The following is a 10,143-nucleotide window of genomic DNA, read 5'->3' on the forward strand; positions in this document are numbered from 1 at the left end:
TCCTGCTCCTGCTCCATCCAGTCCATGGTGGCGGCGCCGTCGTGCACCTCACCGATCTTGTAGCTGATACCGGTGTAGTAGAGGATGCGCTCGGTCGTCGTCGTCTTGCCGGCGTCGATGTGCGCCATGATGCCGATGTTGCGGACCTTGGTCAGGTCGGTCAGCACGTCCTTCTGTGCCACAGAAGTCTTCCCACTCTTTCGATTGCTTGTCAGTTCGCTGTCATTGCGCCCGGCCACTGTTCCGATTGGCGCCGGTTCGGCGCCTACCAGCGATAGTGCGCAAAGGCGCGGTTTGCCTCGGCCATCTTGTGGGTGTCCTCACGTCGCTTGACCGACGCCCCCAGGCCGTTGCTGGCATCCAAGATCTCGTTTGCCAGGCGCTCGATCATGGTTTTCTCCCGACGCTGCTTGGAGAAGGTGACCAGCCAGCGCAGCGCCAGCGTGGTGGACCGTTCCGGACGCACCTCGACGGGCACCTGATAGGTAGCGCCACCGACCCGTCGGCTGCGCACTTCCAGGGCCGGCTTGACGTTGTCGAGAGCCCGCTTGAGCGTGATCACCGGATCGGTGCCGGTCTTCTCCCGGGCTTGCTCGAGCGCGCCATAAACAATGCGCTCGGCGAGTGATTTCTTCCCCTTCAGGAGAATCTTGTTGACCAGCTGGGTGACCAGCTGCGATCCGTAGACCGGGTCGTTGACCAGTGGACGCTTCGGCGCCGGCCCCTTGCGCGGCATCAGCTCTTCTCCTTCTTGGCGCCGTAACGGCTGCGAGCCTGCTTGCGGTTCTTGACACCCTGGGTATCCAGCGAGCCGCGGATGATCTTGTACCGCACGCCCGGCAGGTCCTTCACCCGGCCTCCACGCACCAGGACCATCGAGTGCTCCTGGAGGTTGTGGCCCTCGCCGGGGATGTACGCGGTGACCTCAACCTGGCTGGTCAGCTTGACACGCGCCACCTTCCGAAGCGCCGAATTCGGCTTCTTCGGGGTCGTGGTGTACACGCGAGTGCACACACCACGGCGCTGCGGGCTGCCCTTGAGAGCCGCGGTCTTGACCTTGGCGATCTTGTCGCGGCGCCCCTTGCGGACCAGCTGCTGAATGGTTGGCATCTACCGGCTTTCTCTACTGTGCGTTCAATTGTCTGTGGCTTTAAGTCTCTGTACTGCAGTTATGCCCTGCCACGGTCCCCCGCGCCGGGTGTGTCGCATGCGCCCGCCGCAGAATTTCATCCGTTGCGTCGTGGACATGCGAATTGGCCCGGCGTGCGCACCTCAGGTCAAGCGCCTTAAGCCGCCAGGCACGAGCAATCACAATACCCGTCGCTGGTCGGGCAGGTCAAAGCGAGTAGTTGGTGTCCGGTACCGGGTTACCCGGGCTTATCGGGGCTCTATTGCGAACTGCGTTCGCTGCGACGCTCCATGCCGGCTGCCAGGCGCAGCACCATGTCGGAAAAGACCGTGTCGGTGTCGACCCCGTCCATCGCTCCGGTCATTTCCAGCAGCACGAACCCGTGCATCGCCGACCAGAACTCCAGCGAAGCATAAAAAGCCTGCTCGATATCGAGCCCGTAGGACGACAACACCTCCATCACCGGTCGAGCCGCACCCTTGGTCGCAGCCGTGAACTCCGGATCGTCACCTGACAGCGGCATCCGGGTAAACGCCGAATACCGGCCCGGGTGGTGGTGAGCATAGCTGCGGTAGGCGCCGGCCATGACCAGCACGGCATCGTCGCCGACGCGTCCTTCGGCGACCCGGTTCAGCATGGTGATGATGTCGTCGATCACCCGCATCCGCACCGCACGACGCAGGTCCTCCAGGCTCACGACGTGGTTGTACAGCGACGGGCCTTTGGTCCCGAGCTGGGTCGCTAACGCATTGATAGTCAACGCGTCCCAGCCCTCCCGATCCAGGAAGGTCAGCGCGGCGTTGACGATGATCTCGCGGCTCAGTTTGGCCGGACGGGCCCCAGACTTCCCCCCCGCACCCGACCGACCCGACGACGACTGCCGCTCAGCTGGCATGGCGATCGCCCTTCGGGTTGCATTGACCGGGTTGGTCACCACCGGTTTCTCGATGGTTAATCAGCGAAGAACTCTAGTCTGCTGACAACCCCGGTGGTAAGAACGGGGCGAAGTGGGGGAAGCCGCCATCGCGCGCGGCGATCCACGTACGCTCTCCTTCAGCAGATCCCGCGTCCTGGCGAGAGGAGCCCGCGGTGAGATGGACACTCGGATGCCGAGCCTTGGCCGCCTGCGCGATCGCGATTCCGTTCACCGTGGCAGCGCCGACGGTGCACGCCAAAAACGGTGATACCCATGTCACCGGCGAGGGTCTCGAGCAGACGATCGACTGCAATGGCGCCACGCTGATAGTCGACGGCACGCGGAACGTTGTTAACGCGCTCGGGTCCTGCTGGGCGGTGACGGTGATGGGCTCGGGTCACACCGTGGTCGCCGACAACGTCGTCCACGACATCATTGTCTACGGCTACAACGAGTCGGTCTTTTACAAGAGCGGCCAGCCGGTCGTATGGGACCGCGGCCGCGAACTCGGCATGACCAACCGGATCAGTCAGGTAGCGGGGTGAGCAACATGCGGGTAGCCAGGGCGGTGGCGCTTTCCGCGGCAGTGCTGGCGCTCGGAATGGCCGGTTGCGCAGGCAAGAACAACACCGCGGTGCCGTCGACGTCGTCGTCCACTTCGACGACTACGACGGCCACGACGACAAGCACCGGTGCGCAGTTCGACATCGGCAACACGATCAACTACGGATCGCTCGGTACCACAACAACTCTCGATTGTGGCGACGGGAAGTCGCTGAACGTAGGCGGCTCCAACAACACGCTGACCGTTACTGGCACCTGCGGGACGGTGAGCATCGGGGGCGCCGACAACAAGATCACCATCGACAAGATCGACAAGCAGCTCAACATCGTCGGGTTCAACAACACGGTCACCTATAAAGACGGCAACCCCAAGGTTGACAACCTCGGCACCGGCAACACGATCAACAAAGCCAGCTAGTCTTCCGCGAGCTATACCGCACCTGCACCGTGACGCCCTGCGCCGGCCGCAAATCGTCGCGCGCCTTCCAACCCCTCGGCGGCCACCCGGGAAATGCTGGCGAATTCGTAGTCGATCGCGTCTGATTCGGGCATCCCCCACTGGTTCAGCGCCGAGAGCCGATCCGATCGCATGCATTGCTGGGGCAACGCGGCCAGCTCGGCGGCCAGCTGCTCGGCGGCCGCCCGTGCTTGTCCTTTGGGCACAACACGATTGGCCAGTCCGATCGCCAAGGCCTCGGCCGCGTCGACCGCACGGCCGGTGAGGATCATGTCCATTGCCCGGCTCTGCCCGATCAGCCGGGGCAGCCGGATGGTGCCGCCGTCGATCAACGGCACACCCCACCGCCGGCAGAACACCCCGAACACTGCGCCCTCTTCGGCCACCCGCAAGTCGCACCACAACGCCAGCTCCAAGCCGCCGGCGACGGCGTAACCACTGACTGCGGCAATCACCGGCTTGGACAGCACCATTCGCGTAGGACCCATCGGGCCGGGCCCCGTCCGGTGCACCGCGTTGGCTTCCGGCGTGCCGAACGCCTTCAAATCCGCTCCGGCGCAAAAGGTTCCGTTGTCGCCCCACAGCACGGCCACCGACGCGGTGTTGTCACGATCGAACGCCTCGAACGCCGCGTACAAGGCAGCGGCGGTCGGGCCGTTGACGGCATTGCGGGCCTGCGGCCGGTTCAGGATCACCGTGGTCACCGGGCCATTGCGTTCTACGCGTACCGGATCACTCATCTCGCCTCCACTAATCGGATACCGTCGCGCCGCTCGGTCAATTCGGCGGCGAAGTCGTTGTAGGCGGCGCGGAGCCGCGCGCCCGGCCAGTCGGCGGGCAGCAATTCGGCGGGCAACACCGGGTCGGTCAGCAGGTGGCGGACAATCGCGGCGGCGACCACGAACCGAGCGGGAACATCGGTGGCCGAAGACATCTCTGTGACCAACCGGGCGCCGGTGCGTGCCCACGCTGACAGGTCCCACAGCTGGACGGCGAGCTCGCCGGGTGCGTCATCGCGGGCCTGCAATATCCGCACCCGGGCACGCAGCTGCGCGTCCAGGTCGAGCTCGAGATTGTCCGGCCGCATCCACACACCCTCGCGCAGTTCACCGAAGCGTTTGCTGTGCAGCGTGGTTCGCAGTGCCGCCCGAGTCCGGGGATCGGTACCGACGCTGGTGACAATCACGGTGGTCCAGAATCCGTCCCAGCGCCGCAGCTGTGGTCGCATCGCATCGTCCTGCCTGCGCTGGCGGGCAAGGAGACGCTCGGAGAGCCGGTAGCCGTCGGCCGACCGGACCAAGTCACCGGCGCTGACCATCCGGGTCAACGCCACCCGCAGCGTGGTCTCCTTGATGCCGAAGTCGTCGGTGAGCCTTATCAATTCAGCCGCGCTAGCCCACGCCGGATGCGCGCCGAGCAATACCGACAGCACGACGGACCTGGCGGTCATGCGGGTCAGCGATTTCGGCATCGGTCAGACCTCGGATGCTTGGCGGCCATGGTCGCCGAACGGTTCGTCACGGTGGCGCACCGCGTCGCGGAAACCATGCTCGACCGCATCGGCCACGAACGCGTGGCCCTCGGGGGTATGCCGGGCGATACCGTCGAATACGGTGCTGACCATTCGGCTGGTCGCCACACCCTGTTGCAGCAGCGCCGAATTGAGCGCGAGTTTGACCATGATCAGCTGATTGACCGGCACCGCGGCGATCCGTTCGACCAGACGCTCGGTGCGCTCGTCGAGCTCATCGGGGTCGGGCGCCTCGACCGCCAGCCCCCACTCGGCGGCTTGTGCCCCGGTGATGCAATCACCAGTCAGCAGAAGGCGTTTGGCGCGCTGGTCGCCCAGCCGGTGCGCCCATAACCCGGCGGCCGGCACGCCCCACACCCGGGTGGGCGGGTAGCCGATTTTCGCGTCGGACGCGGCGATCACCTGGTCGGCGTGCAGGGCGATGTCGGTGCCGCCGGCCACGCAGTAACCATGGATCTTGACCACCGTCGGCTTGTCTGCGTGCATCAAGCTGGAAAAGCCGCGCACGAAGCGGCTCATCATCTGGTAGTCGATCATCGGATCCCACGGCTGATCCGGTAAGTGGTTGACCGCCTGGGTCTTACCGTCGAGCACCGTCCCGCCGTAAGCGCCGGTGCCGCCGGCTGAGCCGGTGCCGTCGGCGTAGGCGCTCAGGTCGAATCCCGCACAAAAGCCTTCACCCCGGCCGGAGACCAGGATGACGTGCACGCTCGGATCCAGATCGGCGCGCTCCACCAACGCGGACAACTCCAGCGGAGTATCGGCGATGATCGCATTGCCCTTATCCGGGCGGTTGAAGGTAATCCGCGCAACCCTGTCGGTGACCTCGTAGGTCATCGTCTTTAAATTGTCGAAGTCGACCGGTCTGATCGCGTGAGTCATATTGGGGCTCAGCCCTTTACCAGGGCTCGCTCCAGGATCGGCGCGAGATCCAGCCTGGCAGGCATGGTTCCGAATGCGCCGCCCCACTGTCCGTCGAGCCGGGTCGCCAAGAACGCCTCGGCAACTGCGGGATGTCCGTAGCGCACCAGCAGCGAGCCTTGCAGCGCCAGGCAGATGTCCTCCGCGACCTTGCGGGCCCGGTAGGCGATCGTGTCCATCTCGGCGAGCTGAGAGCGCAGCTGTTCGATGTGGCTGTCCAACCTTGCGTCCTGGCTCGCGCTTTTGGTGAGCTCGTCAAACAGCACGTCGACGCATTCCGGCCGAGTTGCCATGGCGCGCAAGGTATCCAGCGCGCTGACATTGCCGGAGCCCTCCCAGATACCCATCAGCGGCGCCTCCCGGTACAGCCGCGGCATACCCGAATCTTCGACATAACCATTGCCGCCCAGGCATTCCAGCGCTTCCGCTGCGTGCGGCGTGGCGCGCTTACACACCCAGTACTTGCTGGCCGCCAGCCCGATTCGCCGCAGCAGCGCTTCCCTCTGGTCGCCACGGATCGCGCTGTCGGTGGCGCCGGCCATTCGCATCGCCACCATGGTGGCGGCCTCGGCCTCAACAGCCAAGTCGGCCAACACATTACGCATCAACGGTTGGTCAATTAGATACTCGCCGAACGCCTTGCGGTGCTGCGCATGGTGGACGGCCTGGGTCAGGCCGGTGCGCATGCTGGTGGCGCTGCCCAGCGTGCAGTCCAGCCGGGTCAGGTTGACCATCTCGATGATGGTCGGCACACCGCGGCCCTCCTCGCCGACCAGCCAGGCGGTGGCCTCGTCGTACTCGACCTCGCTGGATGCGTTGGCGTGGTTGCCGAGTTTGTCCTTCAGCCGCTGCAGCAGCATTCGGTTGCGGGTGCCGTCGGGCAGCACCCGCGGCAGGAAGAAACAGGACAGCCCGCCCGGCGCCTGGGCGAGCACCAGGAACACGTCGCACATCGGCGCCGACGTGAACCATTTGTGACCGGTCAGGCGATAGGTGCCGTCGGCGTTGGGGGTGGCCTGGGTGGTGCCGACGCGCACATCGGAGCCGCCCTGCTTTTCGGTCATCGACATGCCCGCGGTGATGCCGGCCTTCGTCGTCGGCACGGTCAGCTCCGGGTCGTAGTGCCGGCTGGTCAGCAGCGGCTCGTAGATCGCGGCCAGCTCCGGGTTGAAGCGCAGCGCAGGAACGACGGCGTACGTCATCGAGACCGGGCAGGTGTGTCCGGGCTCGACGTTCCAGACCGACAGCTTGGCGGCCCGCACCACGTGCGAACCGGGCCGGTCGTCGGCCCACGGCGCGGCGTGCAGGCCGTGCTCGAGAGCGGTGCGCATCAGCTCGTGGTAGGCGGGGTCGTACTCGACCTCGTCGACGCGGTGGCCGTACCGGTCGTGGATGCGCAGGATGGGCCGATTGCGGTCGGCCAACTCGCCCCAGCGTTGGGCCTGCTTAGAGCCGGAGATCGCGCCGACGGTGGTCACCTCGTCCAGGCCCCACTGCCCGCCTTCGCGGATGAGCGCCTCGATGAGCACCGGCGAGGACGCCGGGTTGTGCTCCTCCAGTAGCGGGACCTGGTTGGTGACGACATGAGTATCTGGCATGCGATTATGTTACATTTTTTCTACAGCCGCACAAGACATGTAATGTTCAGCGCGGATGGGCGGCGAAGAATTCCCAGAGTTTCCCGGTGGCGAAGCCGGGCCACTGATGGCCCCCGCCGTCGACGGTGATCAAAACCACGCTGCGATTGTCCGGGCATCCGGCGGTCGACGTGGTGACCGAACCGCTCGTCGTGCTGGCAGGACCACCGCAGTGATTGACGTTGCGCCAGAACGCATTCAGCTGCGACACCGGCGGGCCATCGATGTGGGCCACGCCGGCGCCCCGGCCGCCGTCGTAGCGAATCAGCCGATCGGCGGTGCCATGGATATGCATGACCGACGTCGGATGGGGCGAGTCGCAGGCGTTCAGCTGGGTGGCCGAATCCGGGCCGATCGCGGCGAAGATCGCCGTCTCGCAGGCCAGCGTGTAGGACATGATGCCGCCGTTGCTGATGCCGGTGGCATAGACCCGGGCGGCGTCGATGCCGACGTTGCGGCCGATGTCGGCGACGGCCGCGGTGATGAAGGCGACGTCGTCGATGCCTTCCTTCGCCGAACGGCCGCAGCAGCCGCCGCCGTTGACGTTCCAGGCCCGGTTGAGGCCATCCGGATAAGCGACGACGAACTTGGATGAGTCTGCCAATTCGTTCCAGCCATAGGACTTTTCGGCCTGCGCGCCGTTGCCGAAGCCACCATGCAGCATGACGACCAGCGGGGCGGATGCGGGCAATCCCTTCGGCTTGTAGAGCCGGTACGTGCGGTCGTGTCCGCCGACGCTGATCGTGTGCACGCTGGTGCCGTCGACGAACCCCGACGGCTTGGCCGCATCCCTGCCGAAGCAGCCCGCGACTACCAGTACAACGCCGAGAACCGCGGCGATCCGGGCGCCCATGGCGAACCGGTCCTCAGCTCAGCCGCTCACGCAGGAAAGCGATGTCGTCTTTGCGGCCTTCGTCGGCCGTTTCGCAAATCACCGGCGCACCCGCGGCCTGGACCACCGCGACCAGCAGCTCGGGATCGATCTGACCGGTACCGAAGTTCGCGTGTCGGTCCGCACCTGAGCCCGCCGCGTCCCTCGAGTCGTTGCAGTGCACCAGGTCGATGCGGCCGGTCAGTGCTTTTATCCGCTCGACCGCGTCGACCAGCGCCTCACCCGCGGCCCACGCATGGCAGGTGTCCAGGCAGAAGCCAATTCCCTTGTCGCCGATGTGATCCCAGAGCCGGCCAATGGTCTCGAAATGGCGGGCCATTGCGTGATCGCCGCCCGCGGTGTTCTCCAAGTACACCGCAACGTCGGTTTCGAGGTAGTCCAGCGCCTTGACCCAGCGCTCGAAACCGGCCTCGATGTCGTTGTCGTCGGCGTGTCCGCCGTGCACGATCACCGCCGTCGCATTGATCGCCGAGGCCGCGTCGCAGGTGTCTTGCAAGATCTTGCGCGACGGGATGCGGATGCGGTTGTTGGCCGATGCCACGTTGATCAGGTACGGCGCGTGGACGTACAGCGGCGTGGTCGACGCCTTCAGCGCCTCGGCGTCGTCGCGCGGCTTCGGCTTTTTCCAGCTCTGCGGGTTGCCGAGAAAGAACTGCACCACGTCGGCGCCGTCGGCCTGCGCGGCGGCCAGGGGATCGTCTTGGTGGACGTGTGAACCGATAAGCACGTCGGCCAGTCTAGTGAGGGGCGCCCTTGACGGCGAACAGACATAAAAGGCCCCGACACGCCATGGCTGAGGGTACTTTTCTGTCTGCTCAGCCAACTCGACCGACCAGGCGAGGCCTCAACAACTGGGCGTTGATTCGCCCCACCAGGCCGGCTGGATCGCCACGGATGTCGTCGACTGTCATCGGAATGGTTGTCCATCCACATTCCTGCAGTCGGGCAGTTTTCAGCCGGTCATGCAGCAGGGCATCGCGGCCCACATGCCATTCGACGCTGTCGTATTCGGCGGCGACCAAAGCATGCGGCCACGCGAAATCAACTCGCCAGAGTCTGCCGTATCGGTCAACGATGCTGTACTGCAATTCCGGCATTGGCAAACCGCACTCAATGAACACCAAACGTGCCTCACTCTCCATCGGCGACTCGGCGCGGCTGTCGGCGTAGCCGATCAATTCCCGCACCTTCACGATGCCGCGACGGCCCTTCTGCTCGCGGATCGCGGCGTGCAATTCTCCTTTGGTGCAAGCGCCGGCGTGTAAGGCCGCATCCAGCGTTGCCAAGGCCCGCGGCCGTCGCAACGTCCGTGCGACTTCTACCACTGTCCAGGCTGGCGCTGTTGCCAGCCGGCCTTCGACTCGTCGCAGCGGCGCACCGATTCGCTGATGCACCATCAGGTTTCGCGACGGCCGCATCCGGACGCCTGGATCAAGCACGTGAACGCGGGACGTGCTCTCGGTATCAAAGCCGTACAGCGCGGCGGCTGTACCCATGCAGGCGACGATTGGCTGGCCGGCCAACAGATCCAGCGCCGTCAACTTCAGCAGCACATCGGGCTCCCTGAATGCATAGATGCCATGACAGACCCGAATGAGCTTGCCCACCTTGACTAGTTCGGCCAGGCGTTTGCGGCTCATGACGTCGAGCAGCTGATGTCTGGTGAAGATGTCGTCGTCGAACATGCGGCAAATGGTGCCGTCAGTGCCGCCGAGCGGAAAGTCAGCCCTGTGGATTCGCCCACCAGACGCAAAAGCCCCCGACACGCCTTGCGTGCGGGGGCTTTTGCGTCTGCTCGCGCTAGGAAACGTTACCGGTAGTCGGAGTAGCCGTAGTCGTCCAGCGGAACCGCGGCACCGGTGGCCTGGCCGAAGTCCGGGCTGTAGTACTGATCCTCGTAGGACGGGATCGTGTACGCCGCGGCCCGAGCCTCCTCGGTCGGCTCAACCTGGATGTTGCGGTACCGGTTGATACCAGTACCGGCCGGAATCAGCTTTCCGATGATCACGTTCTCCTTCAGACCCTGCAGCTTGTCGCTGCGGCAGTTGATCGCCGCATCGGTCAGCACCCGCGTGGTCTCCTGGAACGACGCCGCC

14 protein-coding genes are annotated in these 10,143 nt (G+C 65.2%); 2 read left to right on the top strand and 12 right to left on the bottom strand.

Features of this window, described 5'->3' with window-relative positions:
* The 4 genes from WBF82_RS09410 to WBF82_RS09425 form a co-directional block, all read right to left on the bottom strand.
* Positions 1 to 182, bottom strand: a 182-nt coding sequence (locus WBF82_RS09410) for a GTP-binding protein (RefSeq protein WP_424382778.1), incomplete at its 3' end; no start/stop codon positions are given.
* Between the two features lie 83 nt (positions 183 to 265).
* Positions 266 to 736 (bottom strand): 30S ribosomal protein S7, encoded by a 471-nt coding sequence (rpsG, locus tag WBF82_RS09415; RefSeq protein WP_424382779.1) that lies wholly within the window; start codon positions 734 to 736, stop codon positions 266 to 268.
* Complete coding sequence (rpsL, locus tag WBF82_RS09420) at positions 736 to 1,110, bottom strand: 30S ribosomal protein S12 (RefSeq protein WP_007167812.1); 375 nt, start codon at positions 1,108 to 1,110, stop codon at positions 736 to 738. The genes rpsG and rpsL overlap by 1 nt, the downstream gene beginning before the upstream one ends.
* A gap of 278 nt (positions 1,111 to 1,388) precedes the next feature.
* Positions 1,389 to 2,024 carry a TetR/AcrR family transcriptional regulator gene (locus WBF82_RS09425; protein WP_424382780.1) on the bottom strand — a complete coding sequence of 212 codons (636 nt, stop codon included), beginning with the start codon at positions 2,022 to 2,024 and terminating at the stop codon, positions 1,389 to 1,391.
* A 194-nt stretch (positions 2,025 to 2,218) separates the two neighbouring features.
* On the opposite strand from WBF82_RS09425, the gene WBF82_RS09430 reads away from it, so the two are divergent.
* Entirely contained in the window at positions 2,219 to 2,590 is a 372-nt protein-coding gene (locus tag WBF82_RS09430; RefSeq protein WP_424382781.1) for a DUF3060 domain-containing protein, read from the top strand.
* A 5-nt stretch (positions 2,591 to 2,595) separates the two neighbouring features.
* Complete coding sequence (locus WBF82_RS09435) at positions 2,596 to 3,027, top strand: DUF3060 domain-containing protein (protein WP_424382782.1); 432 nt, start codon at positions 2,596 to 2,598, stop codon at positions 3,025 to 3,027.
* Between the two features lie 11 nt (positions 3,028 to 3,038).
* Here WBF82_RS09435 and WBF82_RS09440 read toward each other — a convergent pair whose 3' ends face one another.
* The 8 genes from WBF82_RS09440 to WBF82_RS09475 all read right to left on the bottom strand — a co-directional run.
* Positions 3,039 to 3,806: a crotonase/enoyl-CoA hydratase family protein gene (locus WBF82_RS09440; protein WP_424382783.1), complete on the bottom strand. Its 768-nt coding sequence runs from the start codon at positions 3,804 to 3,806 to the stop codon at positions 3,039 to 3,041.
* Positions 3,803 to 4,525 (bottom strand): PaaX family transcriptional regulator C-terminal domain-containing protein, encoded by a 723-nt coding sequence (locus tag WBF82_RS09445; RefSeq protein ID WP_424382790.1) that lies wholly within the window; start codon positions 4,523 to 4,525, stop codon positions 3,803 to 3,805. Before WBF82_RS09445 ends, WBF82_RS09440 begins: the two co-directional genes overlap by 4 nt.
* 15 nt (positions 4,526 to 4,540) lie before the next feature.
* The gene (locus WBF82_RS09450; RefSeq protein WP_424382784.1) at positions 4,541 to 5,479 is read right to left on the bottom strand and encodes a crotonase/enoyl-CoA hydratase family protein; all 939 of its coding nucleotides are present in this window, start codon (positions 5,477 to 5,479) and stop codon (positions 4,541 to 4,543) included.
* An 8-nt stretch (positions 5,480 to 5,487) separates the two neighbouring features.
* Complete coding sequence (locus tag WBF82_RS09455) at positions 5,488 to 7,116, bottom strand: acyl-CoA dehydrogenase family protein (RefSeq protein ID WP_424382785.1); 1,629 nt, start codon at positions 7,114 to 7,116, stop codon at positions 5,488 to 5,490.
* A 46-nt stretch (positions 7,117 to 7,162) separates the two neighbouring features.
* Positions 7,163 to 8,008: an alpha/beta hydrolase family esterase gene (locus WBF82_RS09460; protein WP_424382786.1), complete on the bottom strand. Its 846-nt coding sequence runs from the start codon at positions 8,006 to 8,008 to the stop codon at positions 7,163 to 7,165.
* A gap of 13 nt (positions 8,009 to 8,021) precedes the next feature.
* On the bottom strand, positions 8,022 to 8,774 hold the full coding sequence (locus WBF82_RS09465) for a deoxyribonuclease IV (RefSeq protein WP_424382787.1): 753 nt from the start codon (positions 8,772 to 8,774) through the stop codon (positions 8,022 to 8,024).
* Between the two features lie 88 nt (positions 8,775 to 8,862).
* Positions 8,863 to 9,732: a hypothetical protein gene (locus WBF82_RS09470; protein WP_424382788.1), complete on the bottom strand. Its 870-nt coding sequence runs from the start codon at positions 9,730 to 9,732 to the stop codon at positions 8,863 to 8,865.
* 125 nt (positions 9,733 to 9,857) lie between these two features.
* Positions 9,858 to 10,143 (bottom strand): hypothetical protein (locus WBF82_RS09475; RefSeq protein ID WP_424382789.1); only part of this gene is annotated, 286 nt, incomplete at its 5' end.

It is taken from the genome of Mycobacterium sp., from assembly GCF_049673265.1.
Taxonomy (GTDB): Bacteria; Actinomycetota; Actinomycetes; order Mycobacteriales; family Mycobacteriaceae; genus Mycobacterium.

Coding starts and splice junctions, on each gene's coding strand:
- WBF82_RS09440 (WP_424382783.1), bottom strand. CDS start 3,806: ATGAGTGATCCGGTACGCGTAGAACGCAATGGCCCGGTGACCACGGTG.
- WBF82_RS09435 (WP_424382782.1), top strand. CDS start 2,596: ATGCGGGTAGCCAGGGCGGTGGCGCTTTCCGCGGCAGTGCTGGCGCTC.
- WBF82_RS09470 (WP_424382788.1), bottom strand. CDS start 9,732: ATGTTCGACGACGACATCTTCACCAGACATCAGCTGCTCGACGTCATG.
- WBF82_RS09460 (WP_424382786.1), bottom strand. CDS start 8,008: ATGGGCGCCCGGATCGCCGCGGTTCTCGGCGTTGTACTGGTAGTCGCG.
- rpsL (WP_007167812.1), bottom strand. CDS start 1,110: ATGCCAACCATTCAGCAGCTGGTCCGCAAGGGGCGCCGCGACAAGATC.
- WBF82_RS09450 (WP_424382784.1), bottom strand. CDS start 5,479: ATGACTCACGCGATCAGACCGGTCGACTTCGACAATTTAAAGACGATG.
- WBF82_RS09425 (WP_424382780.1), bottom strand. CDS start 2,024: ATGCCAGCTGAGCGGCAGTCGTCGTCGGGTCGGTCGGGTGCGGGGGGG.
- WBF82_RS09455 (WP_424382785.1), bottom strand. CDS start 7,116: ATGCCAGATACTCATGTCGTCACCAACCAGGTCCCGCTACTGGAGGAG.
- rpsG (WP_424382779.1), bottom strand. CDS start 736: ATGCCGCGCAAGGGGCCGGCGCCGAAGCGTCCACTGGTCAACGACCCG.